Raw genomic sequence first — 17,607 nt, forward strand, 5'->3', positions numbered from 1 at the left:
ATCTGTTCAAAGTGCTTCGGTCAGCGCAGGCACGGCATCGAATAGGTCGGCGACCAACCCATAGTCCGCGACCTGAAAAATCGGCGCTTCTTCGTCTTTGTTGATTGCCACGATGATCTTGCTGTCTTTCATGCCCGCGAGATGCTGGATCGCGCCCGAAATACCGGCGGCGATGTAAAGATCAGGTGCGACCACCTTGCCTGTCTGCCCCACTTGCCAGTCATTGGGCGCATAGCCTGAATCAACGGCGGCACGGGACGCACCAACAGCCGCATCAAGCTTATCGGCCAAAGCCTCGATGACTTTGAATTGTTCTTCGGACCCAACGCCACGCCCACCGGACACAACGATCTTGGCCGAGGTCAGGTCTGGGCGGTCGCTTTGCTGGACCTTGTCTTCGACCCATTCGGACAGACCGGGATCATCCGCAGCGGCGATAGTTTCAATGGTCGCGGACCCGGTTTGGGCAGCGGCGCTAAAACCAGCGGTACGTACGGTCAGAACCTTGGTCGGGTCAGTTGATTTCACTGTCTGGATCGCATTGCCAGCATAGACCGGGCGTTCAAATGTATTACCATCAACCACCGCAGTGACATCCGACAGAACCATCACATCAAGAAGCGCCGATACACGTGGCAGGATGTTTTTCGCACTTGCCGTCGCCGGGGCAACGATATGGGAATAATCCCCTGCCAGCGATACGATCAGCGCCGCCACGGTTTCAGCTAATCCGTTGCCATATGCCGCATCATCAGCACATAGGACTTTGCTGACGCCAGCCAATCTCGCACCCTGCGCTGCCGCATCCGCACATCCAGCAGATGCACAAAGAAGAGTCACATCACCAAGCGCCTGCGCCGCGGTGACAGCCTTGCCAGTTTGATCAAGCGAGATGTCCCCGCCCTGCATTTCGGCCAATAGTAATACAGCCATCAGATGACCCCCGCTTCGTCTTTGAGTTTCGCAATCAGTTCGTTCACGTCTTTGACGATCACGCCTGCCGAACGCTGTGCGGGTTCTTTAGTGCTGATAATCTGAAGACGCGGGGCAACATCAACACCCAGATCGGCGGGTGTTTTCACCTCAAGCGGCTTTTTCTTGGCTTTCATGATGTTGGGCAGCGACGCATAGCGCGGTTCGTTCAGGCGTAGATCGACGGTGATAGTCGTCGGCATCTTGACCTTGATGGTTTGCAACCCGCCGTCGACTTCGCGTGTGACCGTCGCATGATCACCATCAACGCCAACTTCGGACGCAAAAGTCGCCTGCGACCAACCCAACAATGCCGACAGCATCTGGCCTGTGGCGTTCATGTCATTGTCGATCGCCTGTTTGCCGCAAAGCACCAAACCGGGCGCTTCTTGCTTCACCACTTCGGCCAGTAATTTCGCGACGCTTAAAGGTTCGATATCGTCGTGCACATCCGTGACCGCTTCGATCAAAATCGCGCGGTCTGCACCCATCGCAAGCGCGGTGCGCAGCGTTTCTTGCGCCTGTTTGACGCCAATTGAAACAACGACAACTTCGTCGACTGTGCCAGCCTCTTTTAGGCGGATCGCTTCTTCGACAGCGATTTCATCGAATGGGTTCATCGACATTTTGACGTTGGCGAGATCGACACCGCTTCCGTCCGCTTTGACGCGCACTTTCACGTTGTAATCGATGACGCGTTTAACGGGGACTAAGACCCTCATTTAATAGACTCCACGATAATGGCGATGCCCTGCCCCACCCCGATACACATCGAGAGGCAGGCATATTTTCCGCCTGTTTCTTGTAAATTCCGCAGTGCTGTCAGAATGATCCGCGCACCGCTGGCACCCAGTGGATGGCCCACCGAAATTGCCCCGCCATGTGGGTTCACACGGCTGTCGTTTGCATCGATGCCCAGATGTTTGCAGCAGGCAAGCGCCTGTGCGGCAAAGGCTTCGTTGATTTCAATCAGGTCCATATCAGCCATGGTTAGGCCAGCGCGTTCCAATGCTTTGGGAACAGCAAAGGCCGGACCGATCCCCATGACACGTGGTGGCACGCCCGCAATTGCGCCTGCAACAATCCGGCCAATTGGCTTGGCCTTATCCGACGCCGCGCCGATCATCAGCATTGCGGCCCCGTCGTTGATGCCTGACGCATTGGCGGCGGTCGTGACACCCCCAGCAAAAAGCGGGCGCATCGCGTTCATCTTTTCAAGGGTGGTGTCGGGCCGGGGGTGTTCGTCTTGGTCGACCACCGTGACTGCCCCCCGTTTGCCGGGAACGCTGATCGGGGTAATTTCATCTTCAAAAAACCCACGCGCACGCGCCGCTTCGAACCGTTCTTGCGAAGCAAAGGCAAACGCATCTGACGCAGCGCGCGTGATTTTATAATCAGCGGCAAGATTGTCAGCCGTTTCAGGCATCGGAAAATCGCCGTACATTTCGGCCATTTTCGGGTTCGGAAACCGGGTACCGATCGCACTGTCATAGATAGTGTTGTTACGATCCCAAGCGCTCGCGCTTTTGGCGATGGTAAAGGGGGCACGGGTCATGCTTTCGACACCGCCCGCGATATAAAGCGGGGCCTCGCCCAGCGTTACAGACCGCGCCGCGTCAAGCGCCGACGCCATCGACGATCCGCACAAACGGTTCACTGTCAGACCGCCCACCTCAATCGGCAAACCAGCCAGCAATCCGGCAAAGCGCGCGACATTGCGGCTGTCTTCGCCAGACTGGCAAACATTCCCCAGAATAACGTCTTCGATCATGTCAGGCGGAAACGGGCTGCGTTCGACCAGTTTTGCGATAACTTGGGCGGCCAAATCATCAGGCCGGATCGCAGCAAGCGCGCCACCATGACGGCCAAACGGGCTGCGCAGCCCGTCGTAAACATAAGCATTAAGCATTTTTTTTAGCATCCATCTGGCTAATCGTTTCGGCAAAGATGGTCGTCAAAGATCCTTTCAGGATTTTTCCAGTTGCCGCCTGTGGCAGGCTATCTACCAGAACGATGTGCAAAGGGATTTTGTAGGAAACGACATTCTCGCGCATCCAGCTACGTAACTCTGCTTCGGTCACATCGCCTGACACGGTGACAAATGCCAAAACGTCCTCGTTGCCCGCACGTTCGCGCCCGACGACGGCAGATTGAACAACGGCTTTGTGTGCATTCAACGCGCTTTCCACTTCGGCCGGATACACATTGAAACCCGAATGCACGATCAGTTCTTTGCAACGGCCAACGATATGAATTGCGCCATCGGGATCAATGCGGCCAATATCACCAGTTTTTAAATAACCGTCAGCGGTGATAGCCGCTGCAGTGGCATCAGGATCTTTGTAATAGCCCTTCATCACGTTGGGACCGCGCACACAGATTTCACCGGCCCCATCGTCAGAACAATTGTGAAGAATCACCTCCAAGCCCGGCAGCGCGAGCCCGACCGAAGTGTCCTGGCGCAGATCATCAAGCCGCGTGACCGAAATTGTTGGAGAGGCTTCGGTCATTCCGTAGCCATTGTGTACATGCACACCAAACTTGCGCTCGATCTCGGACTTCCAGTGTGGATCAAGCGGCGCACCGCCCGAAGACATAATGCGCAATGATGTTTCAACGTGATCGACACCGGTGTCGTGCAGTTCTTTTAGAATTGCGGCATACATTTGCGGTACTGCCGGGAATAGCGTGACATCGTCTTGCAACGCATCAAGCACGCGCTTTGGATCAAACCGAGGCATCAGCCGGATCGTCGCTCCGACCTCCCATACGGGAAGAAGGATGCCGCCAAATCCGTAAACATGCGTGCCCGGCAAAACACCCAAAATAACATCGCCGTCACCCATTCCGCGCACGCCGCTTGTTGCGGTGGCAGCGTAAATCAGGTTCGCGTGGGTTAGCATCACACCCTTCGGAGTGCCCGTTGTTCCTGATGTGTAGAACAATGCAGCGACCTGATCCGAACCGGGCACAATAGGTTCAATCGCCACGTCGCGCACAGGCGATGCGACGATACGCCCGCAATCTAGCGCACCTAAATCAACGCCCCCAAAATGAGCAGAATGCGCTAGAGCCGCAGCAGAATCATCAACTGTATAGAGAATGCAACGCGCATCTGAATGTGCCAACGCAGTGTCTATATCACGCTCTGTCACGCGTGCATTTAGCGGAACGATCCACGCGTCAATCTTACTTATCGCCAAAATCGCAGCGGCATAAGTCATCCCGTTTTCGGCAAGCAGAACGACGCGGTCGCCTCCGCGAACGCCGTGGGCGCGCAACATCTGCACCATCTCATCCGAGATGCGGTCCAAATTGCCATAGGTATAAGTGCGACCGCCATCATCAAGCACAGCGATGCTGTCTGACGGATTTCCCCCAATCAAATCATGAATTCTATGCATCATCGCCAAATGTTCTCCCCTTAGGGAGCAACATACACACACAGCGTCATGCGTCAACATGCAGTACAGTGCTTTACTATGTAAAGCATTCTAGCTAACGTGAGCAAGGGCTTCACCCGCCCTGTTCAGACAGGTAAGATGGGCGGCACGCACCAGTTTTTGCGAAGGAAATTAAGTGGTCGACGAAACAGATAGACGACATGCGTCAACGCTCGCTAAGGGTTTGCAGGTGCTGCGCGCGTTCAGCCAAAAAGACGCATCGCTTGGGAACCGCGAAATCGCCCGACGCACAGGCATACATTCTTCGACCGTTTCACGAATGACCTACACCCTCGCGAAACATGGATTCCTTGTGCAACTTCAGCCGTCGGAAACATTTCGACTGGGTCCAGCTGCGATTGCGCTAGGGTATACCGCACGTGAAGGTTATTCGTTCCTGTCGCTGGCAGACCCCCTGATGCAGGAACTCGCCGATGACATCTCGGCCTTGGTTGCAGTTGGTGTTCAGGATGGTGACGCCGTGATGTTGGCGCGAGTGTGGCGACCGTCAGAACGCTCCGCGATCTGGCTGCAAGAGGGCCACCGCCTACCGATGGACCGCAGCGCACCTGGTCGCGCAATCAATGCTTTGGCGGCCCCCACCCCGGACGATGCACCGCAGACGACCGAGGATCGGCAAGCGCTGATTTTAAAAGGTTATGTCACATCACTGGGCGGCTGGAACGCCGAGGTGAACGCCTGCGCCGTACCTTTCGTACCCGACCAAACCGGCCTGCCCTTTGCATTTTTGTGCGGTGCTGGCATGGATGAAATGGACGCTGATCGCATACATAACGATGTCGGCCCTAAGCTGATCGCAAAGGTAAACGCGCTGAAAGTCATGCTTGGGCTGCCGCAATAGTCTGATCTAGTCGCTGAAAATCGTGAGCCCCAACCAAACCGCAGTCAGGGCCGGTTTTTCCGCGCCATCGATGTCTATGGTAAGCGTGTGAGTTTTGAGCAATTCGGTCGGCTTACGCTGAACCACGTCTGTAAGCGTAAACCGTCCGCGCAATCGCGACCCGGCGCGGACAGGAGCGAGAAAGCGAATTTTGTCAAAACCATAGTTCACGCCCATCACGCTCCCTTCAGACGGCGGTAACGATGACTGCGCAAAATGGGCGGCCAATGACAGTGTCAGAAATCCATGCGCAATCGTGCCGCCGAATGGTGTTTTTGCGGCGCGCTCTGGTTCGGTGTGTATCCATTGGCGATCCAGCGTCGCGGCCGCAAAGGCATCTATGCGCGCCTGATTAACCAACACCCAGTCAGAAACAGCGACCTCTCGACCGATCAACTGTTCGGACGCGGCCAAGGACCTTGCGATTGCAGACATTTTACTTCCTTCAGCTGCGTCGATTATTCAGCGACTTTTACGATGACTTTGCCCATTGCCTTGCGGTCCGACATCATGTTGATCGCATCGCCCGCCTGTGCAAGCGGATAACTGGCGTGAATGTGCGGCCGAATTTTACCTTCCGCATATAAGCGGAACAGATCATCCATGTTTTCTGCATGGCCTTTTGGATCACGCCGGACAGCCGCCCCCCAAAAAACACCTATAATCTGACTTCCCTTTAGAAGCGGCAGATTTAGCGGCAGCTTTGGAATGCCTGCGGGAAAGCCCACAACCAAATACCGCCCCTGCCAACCGATACCGCGCAGCGCTGGTTCAGCATAATCACCACCAACCGCGTCATAAACGACATCGACACCTTCGCCGCCCGACAGCTCTTTGATCTTGGTCGAAAATGCCCTCTGCGCGTCGCGATCCATTTCGCGTGGATAGATGATCGTATGATCTGCACCAATAGATTTGCAGAACGCAGCCTTATCTTCGGTCGAGACCGCGGCGATCACCGTGGCACCTGCAGCTTTACCCAATTCAATCGCGGCAGCGCCAACACCACCTGCAGCACCCAGAATCAACAGCGTCTCGCCGGGTTTGATTTGTGCGCGATCCTTTAAGGCGTGATGGGATGTCCCATAGGTAAAGATAAAGCATGCGGCGTCTTCGGCCGGCATCGCGTCTGGTACTTTGACCGCGCGCGCTGCCTCCAGCGTCATATGTGTGGCAAAAGCGCCGTGCCCCGTTAACGCCAGCACCCGCTCTCCTACGGCAAAGCCTGTGACGCCATCGCCGATAGAAATAATCTCGCCGCTCACCTCGCCACCCGGCGCAAAGGGGCGCTGCGGTTTGAACTGATATAGGTCCTTAATAATCAGCGCATCTGGAAAGTTCACACCAGCCGCATGCACCTTGATTAACAGCTCGCCCGCTTTCGGTTCTGGCATCGGCAGTTCCGTCATTTCCAGCGTTTCAGGGCCACCAGGTTCATTGCTGAGCATCGCTTTCATGTGCCGTCTCCTCCTCGGATATTTCAGTTTTGCACAACATCGAAAGATAATTGGGTTGTCAATCATTTTGCGAAATGCAATTCTGCTATGCGAAATTAACACCAGTACTTATCGCGATTATGACGACCGGGGAGGAATAAATGCTAGATATTACGGACCCCAACGCATTCAGGTCCGCGATTCGCGCGTGGTTGGATGACAACTGCCCCGCCGAAATGCGCGACGGTGAAAACACACCGGATCATGTCTGCTGGGGTGGTAAAAACTGGGTTTATGAATCAGATGCACAGCGTGTCTGGCTGGAACGCACGTCTGCTCTTGGGCTGACGGTCCCGACGTGGCCACGCGAATATGGCGGGGCTGGGTTAGAGCGCACACGTGAGAAGATTTACCGCGAAGAACTGGCCCGTATAAACGCGCGCTTACCGCTTCAAAGTTTTGGCATCTGGATGCTTGGGCCCGCGTTGTTGAACTTTGGAACGCATGAACAAAAAGAAACCTACCTTCCGCCGATTGCGCGGGGCGAAATACGATGGTGTCAGGGCTATTCAGAACCCGGCGCGGGGTCTGACCTTGCGAGTGTGCAGACCAAATGCGAAGATATGGGCGACCACTGGCTGGTTAACGGCCAGAAGATTTGGACGTCATACGCAGACAAGGCCGATGCCATCTTTGCGCTTGTCCGCACAGATAAAGAGGCGCCCAAACACAAAGGCATTTCGTTCCTGTTGATCGACATGACAGCCAAAGGCGTCAGCACGAAACCAATCCGGCTTATCTCTGGCAGCTCACCTTTTTGCGAAACCTTTCTTGACGACGTCAAAGTACCCAAAGGTCAGATCGTCGGCGATGTGAACAGCGGTTGGGATGTCGCCAAATACCTGCTGACCCATGAACGCGAGATGATCTCTGGCGGCGGGACGGGCGTATCCGGTGGGCGCGCACTTGGGGCTGTGATTGCCGACGCTTTCCCTGATGGGCTGACCGATACATCACTGCGTGCCCAAGCGATGGACGCCGAAATAGATGCACTTGCCATTTCGCTGACCATTGACCGTTACAAGGACCAATCCTCTGCTGGGCAAGGCACCGGCCATGCATCAGCCATGTTGAAATACATGGGTACCGAACTGAACAAGACGCGGCACGAACTGATCATGTCCGCGAACGGCAGTGATGCGTTGGATTGGGACGCGGGCCTTGCCGCCCCATGGCTGCGCACCAAAGCAAATTCAATCGAAGGCGGCACATCCGAAGTGATGCTTGGCATCATCGCGCGCCGCGTTCTTGATCTGAAATAGGACCACAGCAATGGCAAAACTCGTCAGAACCGCAGAGGAAACCATGCTGGCCGAAATGGCGCGCGGCTTTCTTGATGGCGCGGCCCCGGTCGGACACTTGCGCAAACTGCGCGATGCGAATGAGACCCATGATCCGGTGCTTTGGACACAAATGGTCGACATGGGTTGGGCAGGTATTTTGATCCCAGTGGATGCCGGGGGAAGCGATATGGGGTTTTCCGCCGCCTGTGTGCTTGCCCAAGAAATGGGAAAGACGTTGGCGGCCAGCCCGTTCCTATCCACAGCAGTCATTGCTGCAACAGCCTTGCGACAAGCAGGTGCCACCCTTGCGATGCAGGCGATTGCCAGTGGGCAATCCATATATGCGCTCGCTATCGACGAACACGCGAAATTCTACCCAGAGAACACGCAGTTGGTAGCGACAGCCGACGGGAACGGTTTCCGTCTAAATGGGCAAAAAGCATTTGTCGTTGATGGTGGTCTTGCAGATCGCGTGCTGGTTCTGGCGCGCACCGATGGCGGACTAACCCTATTCGATATTGCGGCCAACAGCGCCGGGTTAACGACGACCCAAAACAACATGATCGACAGCCGCAATGCGGCGGCACTTAGTTTTGATAATGTTGTGGCCACGGGTGATGACATCGTCGGCACGATTGATGATGCGATGACCGTTTTGCAGCCCGCGCTGGCAGCCGGGCAAGCCGCGCTTGCAGCTGAAACCGTCGGGCTGGCGACTGCCGCGATGGATATGACCGTCAGCTATTTAAAAGAACGCAGCCAGTTCGGCGTTAAAATCAGCAGCTTTCAGGCGCTTCAACACCGCGCCGCGCATTTGTGGTGCGAAACCGAGGTGACCACATCTGCTGTACTCAATGCTGGGCGCGCGCTGGATGAAAACCCCGATGAAGCCACGCTAGCTGTTTCGCTTGCCAAAGCACGTGCCATCCGCACGGCGAAACTTGCCGTCGTCGAAGGCGTTCAAATGCACGGTGGCATCGGCATGACCGATGAATTCGACATGGGATTTTACATGAAACGCGCGCGTGTCGCAGCCGAATGGCTGGGTGACTACGGCTACCACGCCGAACAAATCGCAAGGCTGCGCGGATTTTGATCAATCACAGAGATCAGCAGCCTGTTGCAAGCATTCTTATTGACGGACAAAGGAACAATCTATGCGTAACGCAGTTATCGTCTCGACCGCCCGAACACCGATCGGCAAAGCATTCCGTGGTGCGTTCAACGCGACCGCACCCACTGCTCTTGCGGCCCACGCAATCACAAACGCCGTGCAGCGTGCGAACGTTGACCCTGCCTTGATTGAAGATAGCATTTTCGGCGCGTCGTTGCAGCAGGGCGTGCAAGGCGGAAACATCGGGCGGCGTGCCGCATTGCGTGCTGGTCTGCCTGTGACCGTCGGTGGCATGTCGATCGATCGTCAATGCGCCTCTGGACTGATGGCCATAGGCACTGCGTGCAAACAGGTGGCGATGGACGGTATGGATGTTGTGATCGGCGGTGGTGTCGAAAGCGTATCAATGGTGCAAAACAAAGAATTCCGGGGCGGCACTGACCCATGGCTGATCGCAAACAAACCCGAAGCCTATATGTCCATGCTTGAAACGGCTGAAACGGTTGGTGAACGCTACGGCATTTCGCGCGAATATCAGGATGCATATGCCGCACAATCGCAGGCACGCACTCATGCAGCGCAACAGGCTGGCAAGTTTGACGATGAAATCGTGCCGATGACCACGATCAAAAAGGTTCAAAACCGCGAAACCGGTGAATGGTTCGACGAAGAGGTCACGCTAACCAAGGACGAGGGCAACCGCCCTGCGACCACTGCAGAAAGCCTTGCATCGCTGGACCCCGTGTTCAAGGACGGCATCCACATCAAAGAAGGCAAACACATCACTGCGGGTAACGCCAGTCAGCTTTCTGATGGCGGCTCAGCGATGGTCATCATGGAAGAGAAATTCGCGGCCAAGAATGGCTCAACACCGCTGGGACGTTGTGTAGGTATCACTGCGGCTGGGTGTGAACCCGATGAGATGGGCATTGGTCCGGTTTTTGCTGTGCCAAAACTGCTTAAGGCCCATGGCCTAAAGATGGATGACATCGGCCTGTGGGAATTGAACGAAGCCTTTGCTGTTCAGGTTCTTTATAGCCGTGATCAACTCGGAATCCCGGACGAAATCCTTAACGTGAATGGCGGCGCGATCTCGATCGGTCACCCTTATGGCATGTCCGGCGCGCGCATGGCGGGTCATGCGTTGATCGAAGGCAAACGTCGCGGCGTGAAATACGCCGTCGTGACCATGTGTGTCGGTGGCGGCATGGGTGCTGCAGGTCTGTTCGAAATCTTTTGATGGCACGGATCACATCCAAACGTGACGACAGCCATTTACCCGCAGCCCTACAAGGGTTGCGGATTCCGCTGGTATCGGCACCGCTTTTCATCATTTCAGGCCCTGAATTGGTCATCGCGCAATGCAAGGCTGGGATCGTGGGTTCTTTTCCCGCGCTGAATGCGCGCGAGGATAACGGCGAACCGCCGATGTTGGATAGTTGGCTGGGTCAGATCACAGATGAACTTGATTGCTACAACCAAGCAAACCCAGATACGCCGGCAGCACCGTTTGCGGTGAACCAGATTGTGCACCGGTCGAACGCACGGCTGGAACGCGATCTTGAGATTTGTGCAAAATGGCGTGTCCCGATTTGGATCACATCATTAGGTGCCCGCCCCGAAGTAAACGATGCGGCACATAGCTGTGGCGGTATTGTGCTGCACGATGTGATCAATAACACCTTCGCCCACAAAGCCATCGACAAAGGTGCCGATGGGCTGATCGCCGTTGCGGCTGGCGCAGGTGGACATACAGGCGCACAGTCGCCATTGGCGCTGATCAGCGAAATTCGTAGTTGGTTTCAGGGTCCGCTACTTTTGTCTGGGTCCATTGCGACGGGCCAAAGCCTGCTCGCCGCACGTGCGATGGGGGCCGACCTTGGCTATATGGGATCACCCTTTATCGCCACGACAGAGGCGAACGCCCTACCCGACCACAAACAAATGATCGCTAATTGCGGTGCCGAAGATATTATCACGTCTTCATTGTTCACCGGTGTTACAGGCAACTATCTGAAGCCATCCATCACGCGGGCGGGACTTGATCCTGATCATCTTCCTCACGGTACCCAAGAAAGCATGAGCTTTGCTGATGGGGCTGCCAAACCCAAGGCTTGGAAAGACGTCTGGGGTGCAGGCCAAGGTATCGGCGCAGTCAGCAAAGTCACCGATGTCGCGACGCTCATCAACCGGATCGATCATGAATACCACGAAGCCGGACACGCATTGGCGGCAGAATTCCATGGCTGAACTATTGATCATCAGACACGGCCAAGCCTCTTTCGGGGTAGCGAATTACGATGCGCTTTCGACGCTGGGGCAACGTCAGGCCGCATTGATTGGGGAAACGTTACGTGTTTCTGGCTGGGTTCCTGACCGCGTGATTTCAGGCACGCTAACCCGGCAGGTTGATACGCTGGCCGCAATGGGTTTCGAGGTCGACCCGGAACAGCACGCCGGATTTAATGAATATGACTTTCAGGACCTCTTAAAAGCTCACAACAGTCCCACGCCTTCCGCGATCCAATCAGCCGACCGCAAAGCGCATTTTCGACTTTTGCGCGAAACCGTCTATGCTTGGATGCGTGACGAAATCGTTGGTGCCGCCGAGACGTGGGATAGTCTCGCTGAACGTGTTGAGGCAGCCCGCCAGTTTGCAATTTCTAGTGACGCGAAACGCGTATTGGTCGTGAGTTCTGGCGGCGTGATCGGTCAGATGGTGTCCCGTACGCTAGGTGGCCCAGTAGAAAACATGATGACGCTTAACTTGCAGATCAAGAACACCGCCATGACCCGCTTTGTTTATTCGGACCGTGGTTTCCACCTGCACGAATTCAACAGCACCCCGCATTTCGCAGTTGGCGAAGGGGCTAAGATGATCAGTTATAGTTAGGGGCGCGATGACAACCGATACGCAAAATCTCGATATCACGGCAATCACGGATTATCTATCAGATCACCTACCTGGGTTTGCTGGCCCGTTAAGTGTTTCCAAGTTTCAACAAGGACAGTCCAACCCGACATTCTTGCTTAGCACGCCGACAAAACGTTTTGTCCTAAGGCGAAAGCCACCGGGGCAATTGCTCAAATCCGCGCATGCGGTGGATCGCGAATATCGGGCACAAAAGGCGCTTGCCGACAGCGATGTGCCTGTCGCCGCAATGCACCATCTATGCGAGGATGACACCATCATCGGATCGATGTTTTATATCATGGACCACGTTGATGGTCGGAACTTTAACCTACCGAGTCTGCCGGAACTGACATCCAATGATCGTGGTGCAGTCATTCGTGAAATGAACCGTGTGCTTGCTGCGTTGCACGACATCGATATCGAAGCGCGCGGGCTGTCTGACTATGGCCCGCCGGGCAATTATTTCGAACGGCAAATCGGGCGATGGACGAAACAATACCGCGCCTCTGAAACCGAAAAACTGCCTGCCATGGATCGGCTGATTGACGCGCTGAACGACCAAATACCCGCCGATGACGGCCAGCGAACATTGGTGCATGGCGACTATCGGATCGACAATATGATCTTTGCCAAAGACGGCACCAATTGTCTGGCTGTTTTAGATTGGGAGCTGTCCACAATTGGTCATCCTTATGCAGATTTGGCCGCCGTGATCATGCAATGGCAAATGCCTGCGGGGCCCGAAGGACGCGGGTTGGAAGGGATCGACAGGACCACGCGTGGTCTGCCCAGTGACAGCGATTTCGTTGCCCAGTACTGCGACCGGCGCGGCATCCCAGAAATCGAAAACTTTGGTTTTTACTTATCGTTTTGCTTTTTTCGTATGGCAGCAATCATTCAAGGCGTTCGCAAACGGGGGCTGACCGGCAACGCGTCAAACCCGGAACGCGCGATAAAGATCGGAGAGAAAGTCCCGCTGTTTGCACAACGCGGACTGGAGGCATTGGAACAAGCATAAATCACAAAAGTCGAAATTAGATTTCGCAATGCGGAACAAATTTGTTTGAATCATGAGGCACCTGTGCAAAACTGATTCAATAATCGAAGGTCGCCGTAGCGGAGGAGCATCGCGACCTTCTTCTTTGGGAGGAGAAAAACATGAACAAGACCAAAAATAGCGTACTCAGTGCGCTGACGGCGCTCATGCTAAGCACGACGGCATCTGCGGCTGATACGATCAAGATCGCCTTTATAGACCCCCTGTCCGGCCCATTTGCCGCGACCGGGGAAAACGCATTTCATTTGTTCCAATATGCCGTCGACGCGGTCGTAAACGATCAGGGCGGGGTATTGGATGGCGATACATTCGAGATCGTCGGACTTGATAATAAAATCAGTGCGACCGAAACGCTGATCCATCTGCAAACCGCAATTGATGACGGTGTGCGTTATATCGTGCAGGGGCAATCCTCGGGTGTGGCTGCCGCGCTTATCGACGCGATCAACAAACACAACCGCCGCAACCCTGACCAACAGGTCTTGTTCCTGAACTATGCGGCGGTCGACCCGGCATTGACGAACGACGCCTGTAGCTTTTGGCACTTTAGCTTTGACGCGAATTCAGACCTAAAAATGGATGCGCTTACAGATGTGATTGCGGACAGCCCGGAACTCACGTCTGCATATCTGATCAATCAGGATTACAGCTTTGGCCGGGCCGTCGCTGCAAGCGCGACATCGATGCTCGCCGATAAGCGCCCAGATATCACAATCGCAGGTGACGAAGTTCACCCAATTGGGCAGGTCAAAGACTTCACCCCATATGCCCGCAAGATCGTTTCATCTGGCGCAGACTTTGTCATCACTGGTGCGTGGGGCGCCGATATGTATGGGCTTGGCACATCGCTGATCGCGAATGGTTTTACCGGTCCAATCTATACCTATTATGCGGCAGCAAGTGGGATCACAGCCGGGTTTGGTGAGGCCGGCAAAGGATCGCTCTTCATCATAGCGGAAGGTCAAACAAACCCGCCCGCCTCTGATGAGGCAGAACAATACGTTGCTGGTTTCAAGGAAGCCTTCCCCGGTGAAAACTTTACGCTCGCGCGCACATCCAACGTGATCCGCATGTTGGCCGCAGCAATCAACGAGGCAGGAACAGCGACAGACGTTGTCGCAGTGGCCAACGCGTTAGAAGGGCTTGAAATCGAAAACCCGTTCGGCGGGACCCTCTATATGCGCCCCGACAACCATCAAGTCATTCAAGATGTTCACGTGATGGCACACACGGATGAAGGGGTTACCAATTCATTGGACGGATCGCCTTATGGCCTCCTCGTGTCGGATTCCATTGTCGCTGCAGGCCGGGATTCCGCCACGACGTGTGAGATGGATCGTCCCTGATCCAACCTCGCGCCCGCGCCTGATCGTCATTCCCCGGTCAGGCGCATTTTTCGCCATTTGGTGTTAGACTACCCCCCGGAGGAACGACATGGACCTGATACTCGTCAACCTTATTGACGGTCTCGTCACAGGCCTTTTGCTGTTTATGCTTTCAGCAGGACTAACGCTCATTTTTTCAATGATGGGTGTTTTGAACTTTGCACACGCCAGTTTCTATATGCTTGGCGCTTATTTTGGTTATCAGATCAGCCAGTATATGGGCTTTTGGATGGCGCTTTTGTTTGCGCCTATCATTGTCGGTATTTTTGGCGCCGGGGTCGAACGATATGGCCTGCGCCGCGTCCATCAACATGGCCACGTTGCCGAACTGATCTTCACCTTCGGTTTGGCGTTATTGATCGAAGAAGCCGTTCAATTTTTCTGGGGCAAAAGCCAAGTCCCATTCATGGTGCCCGAGGCGCTTGATTTCGCGCTATTCTCAATATCTGGCAACGCGATCCCAGCCTACAAAGTCTTTATGATTTTCATCGCCATCGGGATATTCGCGGGGCTGTTATACGTACTGACGAAAACCCGGATCGGCATGATCATCCAAGCGGCGCTTAGTTTTCCACGCACAGTTGAGGCATTGGGCCACAACGTGCCACTTATCTTTATGTGCGTCTTTGGCGTTGGTACCGCACTTGCGGCTGTTGCGGGTGTCATTGCAGGGCCTGTATTGGGCACCTTCCCAGGCATGGCGTTTGTCTTGGGATCAATCGTGTTCGTCACTATCGTGATTGGCGGTCTGGGGTCGCTTTGGGGGGCGTTATTTGCATCCCTTCTGATTGGCTGGATGACAACCTTTGCTGCCTCCTACAACGTCGGCTTGGCCGACATTTTAACCGCAATCGGGATCAGTAAACCGGCCGATATGGCAAACAGCCCGTGGCGTGATTTCTGGCAAATCACGCTGTCACAGATCGGCCCGATCCTTCCCTACCTGTTGATGGTGCTGACGCTGATCTTCCGCCCTCACGGCCTATTCCGAAAGGGTGGCTTATGACCGATACGACCCACAGTTTTTCACGACCATTTGGCATCAGCCTCCGAACCGTCATGCCTTGGTTAGTCGCGACCATAGTGCTGCTTTTGCTGCCCTTTGTGTTTTCCGCGAATTCGACCATTACGGTCATGAACCAGATGGCGATCACGATCATCTTCGCCTTGGCTTACAACATGCTGTTGGGGCAAGTGGGAATGCTATCGTTCGGTCATGCCGTGTTTATGGGCATTGGCGGCGTATTTGCGGTTCATGTCATGAGCTATGTCGAAGTATCCGGTGCCCCACTGCCGCTTCCATTATTGCCGATATTTGGCGGACTCGCCGGGCTGATCCTCGCCTGCATCATCGGCAGCTTTTCGACGCGACAGGCAGGAACCGTCTTTGCGATGATCTCACTTGGGGTTGGTGAATTGATCGCGGCCTGTTCGCTGATCTTCGTCGCCTTCTTTGGCGGTGAAACGGGCGTATCAGCTGACCGTACATATGGGCTGCCCGTCTTTGGTGTCGAATTCCTGCGCCAGTCCGAAGTTTATTATCTGATCGCTGGCTGGCTGCTGCTGTCCGTTTTGCTAATGTATCTATACACCCGCACACCAATGGGGCGCATGGCCAACGCAGTACGTGACAACCCAGAACGCGCAGAATTCCTAGGATATTCTGCACGATGGGTACGTTTCTATTCATTCATCTTTTCGGGGTTCTTTGCGGGTATCGCTGGTGGCTTGTTCGCGCTGAACTATGAAATCATGACAACCGAAAACATGAGCCTCGTGCAGTCTGGCAAGATCCTGTTGATCACCTTTCTAGGCGGTATGGGGTTTTTCGTTGGGCCGATTATCGGTGCGATTGTCTTCACCCTGCTGACAACCGTGCTTAGCCGCTACACTGAGCTTGGCGCGCTTTACATTGGCACGATCTTTGTTCTGACAGTGATGTATTGCCCACGTGGATTGGCAGGGCTGCTCATGATGCATGAACCTGCCTATCGGCTTGGAAAACTGCGGTTGCTGATCGCTCCCTACCTAAAACTGGTGATCCCAGCAACGGTCGCAGTTTTGGGAAGCGCAGCCGTGTTCGAGATGCTGTTCCACGTTCGGCACGCCCCACCCGGTGATCACGAAATGGGGCTGTATGGGATTATCTTCGACAGCCACAGCCCAGTGGCATGGGGTGCTGTGATCATCGTCACATTGGCGGCCATCGCCGTGACACGCGCGCTCGTCCCGCAACTTAACGACGCATGGCACGATGCCAACACGGTCGAAGGAGGTGCGAAATGAACCATGCACTCGAACTCAGCGATCTAAAGAAAAGCTATGGCAAAGCCGAAATCATTCGCGGCGTTGATCTGAAAATCGACAAAGGCGAACGCCACGCGATTATCGGGCCAAACGGCGCTGGCAAATCAACACTGTTCAACCTGATAACCCGGCGCATGGCACCAACCGAAGGTAAGGTGCATCTGCATGGGCAAGACCTACACGGCCTTGTCCCGTTCAAAGTGAACCGCATGGGGCTAAGCCGGTCATTTCAGATCAGCAACATCTTTCCACGCCTTAGCGTCTTTGAAAACGTGCGCTGTGCCCTGCTTTATTCAATGGGATTTAAGTATTCATTCTGGACATTGGTCGACAGGTCAAAGCCATTAACCGAAGCCGCCGATGCCATCATCGAACAGATCAACCTGACCTCACGCCGTGATCTGCCTGCTGGGGTCTTATCCTATGCCGAACAGCGTGCACTTGAAATTGGGCTGACGATTGCTGGTGGTGCTGACGTTGTCATGCTTGACGAACCCACCGCTGGAATGAGCAACACTGAAACGGACTACATCGTAGATCTGATCAGAAAGGTGACCATCGGCAAAACCTTGGTGATGGTTGAACACGATATGGGCGTTGTCTTTGGGCTGGCCGACCGCATTTCGGTTCTAGTCTATGGCCAGATCGTCGCGACAGGCACTCCAGAAGAGGTCCGCGCTAACCCCAAAGTTCAAGAAGCCTACCTTGGTACGGCAATCACGGCGGAACACTGAC

Annotated in this window: 17 protein-coding genes; 11 read left to right on the top strand and 6 right to left on the bottom strand. The window is 54.8% G+C overall.

Features of this window, described 5'->3' with window-relative positions:
* Positions 1–6: 6 nt before the first annotated feature.
* The 4 genes from ACHUEV_RS02900 to ACHUEV_RS02915 are packed head-to-tail and all read right to left on the bottom strand — an operon-like array spanning position 7 to position 4,379.
* The gene (locus tag ACHUEV_RS02900; protein WP_394177557.1) at positions 7–933 is read right to left on the bottom strand and encodes an electron transfer flavoprotein subunit alpha/FixB family protein; all 927 of its coding nucleotides are present in this window, start codon (positions 931–933) and stop codon (positions 7–9) included.
* Positions 933–1,694 (bottom strand): electron transfer flavoprotein subunit beta/FixA family protein, encoded by a 762-nt coding sequence (locus ACHUEV_RS02905; protein ID WP_394177558.1) that lies wholly within the window; start codon positions 1,692–1,694, stop codon positions 933–935. Before ACHUEV_RS02905 ends, ACHUEV_RS02900 begins: the two co-directional genes overlap by 1 nt.
* Positions 1,691–2,881, bottom strand: a complete 1,191-nt coding sequence (locus ACHUEV_RS02910; RefSeq protein ID WP_394177559.1) for an acetyl-CoA C-acyltransferase — start codon at positions 2,879–2,881, stop codon at positions 1,691–1,693. The genes ACHUEV_RS02905 and ACHUEV_RS02910 overlap by 4 nt, the downstream gene beginning before the upstream one ends.
* Positions 2,874–4,379, bottom strand: a complete 1,506-nt coding sequence (locus ACHUEV_RS02915) for a class I adenylate-forming enzyme family protein (RefSeq protein WP_394177560.1) — start codon at positions 4,377–4,379, stop codon at positions 2,874–2,876. The genes ACHUEV_RS02910 and ACHUEV_RS02915 overlap by 8 nt, the downstream gene beginning before the upstream one ends.
* A gap of 172 nt (positions 4,380–4,551) precedes the next feature.
* Here ACHUEV_RS02915 and ACHUEV_RS02920 point away from each other — a divergent pair, with 172 nt between their 5' ends.
* Positions 4,552–5,277 carry an IclR family transcriptional regulator gene (locus ACHUEV_RS02920; protein WP_394177561.1) on the top strand — a complete coding sequence of 242 codons (726 nt, stop codon included), beginning with the start codon at positions 4,552–4,554 and terminating at the stop codon, positions 5,275–5,277.
* A 6-nt stretch (positions 5,278–5,283) separates the two neighbouring features.
* On the opposite strand, the gene ACHUEV_RS02925 is transcribed toward ACHUEV_RS02920, so the two are convergent.
* Both ACHUEV_RS02925 and ACHUEV_RS02930 read right to left on the bottom strand, forming a co-directional pair.
* Positions 5,284–5,751, bottom strand: a complete 468-nt coding sequence (locus ACHUEV_RS02925; protein WP_394177562.1) for a MaoC family dehydratase — start codon at positions 5,749–5,751, stop codon at positions 5,284–5,286.
* A gap of 23 nt (positions 5,752–5,774) precedes the next feature.
* Positions 5,775–6,773, bottom strand: a complete 999-nt coding sequence (locus ACHUEV_RS02930) for an NADPH:quinone oxidoreductase family protein (RefSeq protein WP_394177563.1) — start codon at positions 6,771–6,773, stop codon at positions 5,775–5,777.
* Positions 6,774–6,913: 140 nt separating this feature from the next.
* On the opposite strand from ACHUEV_RS02930, the gene ACHUEV_RS02935 reads away from it, so the two are divergent.
* The 10 genes from ACHUEV_RS02935 to ACHUEV_RS02980 all read left to right on the top strand — a co-directional run bounded on the left by ACHUEV_RS02935 (position 6,914) and on the right by ACHUEV_RS02980 (position 17,606).
* On the top strand, positions 6,914–8,074 hold the full coding sequence (locus ACHUEV_RS02935; protein ID WP_394177564.1) for an acyl-CoA dehydrogenase family protein: 1,161 nt from the start codon (positions 6,914–6,916) through the stop codon (positions 8,072–8,074).
* A 10-nt stretch (positions 8,075–8,084) separates the two neighbouring features.
* Positions 8,085–9,191 (top strand): acyl-CoA dehydrogenase family protein, encoded by a 1,107-nt coding sequence (locus ACHUEV_RS02940; RefSeq protein WP_394177565.1) that lies wholly within the window; start codon positions 8,085–8,087, stop codon positions 9,189–9,191.
* Between the two features lie 61 nt (positions 9,192–9,252).
* Complete coding sequence (locus tag ACHUEV_RS02945; RefSeq protein WP_394177566.1) at positions 9,253–10,449, top strand: acetyl-CoA C-acyltransferase; 1,197 nt, start codon at positions 9,253–9,255, stop codon at positions 10,447–10,449.
* Positions 10,449–11,459, top strand: a complete 1,011-nt coding sequence (locus tag ACHUEV_RS02950) for an NAD(P)H-dependent flavin oxidoreductase (RefSeq protein ID WP_394177567.1) — start codon at positions 10,449–10,451, stop codon at positions 11,457–11,459. The genes ACHUEV_RS02945 and ACHUEV_RS02950 overlap by 1 nt, the downstream gene beginning before the upstream one ends.
* Positions 11,452–12,102: a histidine phosphatase family protein gene (locus tag ACHUEV_RS02955; protein WP_394177568.1), complete on the top strand. Its 651-nt coding sequence runs from the start codon at positions 11,452–11,454 to the stop codon at positions 12,100–12,102. The genes ACHUEV_RS02950 and ACHUEV_RS02955 overlap by 8 nt, the downstream gene beginning before the upstream one ends.
* Before the next feature lie 7 nt (positions 12,103–12,109).
* Entirely contained in the window at positions 12,110–13,141 is a 1,032-nt protein-coding gene (locus ACHUEV_RS02960) for a phosphotransferase family protein (protein ID WP_394177569.1), read from the top strand.
* 140 nt (positions 13,142–13,281) lie between these two features.
* Complete coding sequence (locus ACHUEV_RS02965) at positions 13,282–14,526, top strand: branched-chain amino acid ABC transporter substrate-binding protein (RefSeq protein WP_394177570.1); 1,245 nt, start codon at positions 13,282–13,284, stop codon at positions 14,524–14,526.
* Between the two features lie 88 nt (positions 14,527–14,614).
* Positions 14,615–15,571, top strand: a complete 957-nt coding sequence (locus tag ACHUEV_RS02970; RefSeq protein ID WP_394177571.1) for a branched-chain amino acid ABC transporter permease — start codon at positions 14,615–14,617, stop codon at positions 15,569–15,571.
* Entirely contained in the window at positions 15,568–16,851 is a 1,284-nt protein-coding gene (locus ACHUEV_RS02975) for a branched-chain amino acid ABC transporter permease (RefSeq protein ID WP_394177572.1), read from the top strand. The genes ACHUEV_RS02970 and ACHUEV_RS02975 overlap by 4 nt, the downstream gene beginning before the upstream one ends.
* Positions 16,848–17,606 carry an ABC transporter ATP-binding protein gene (locus tag ACHUEV_RS02980; RefSeq protein ID WP_394177573.1) on the top strand — a complete coding sequence of 253 codons (759 nt, stop codon included), beginning with the start codon at positions 16,848–16,850 and terminating at the stop codon, positions 17,604–17,606. The genes ACHUEV_RS02975 and ACHUEV_RS02980 overlap by 4 nt, the downstream gene beginning before the upstream one ends.
* Position 17,607: the final 1 nt, after the last annotated feature.

The organism is Yoonia maritima (assembly GCF_043641945.1).
In the GTDB taxonomy this organism is placed as follows: Bacteria; Pseudomonadota; Alphaproteobacteria; order Rhodobacterales; family Rhodobacteraceae; genus Yoonia; species Yoonia maritima_B.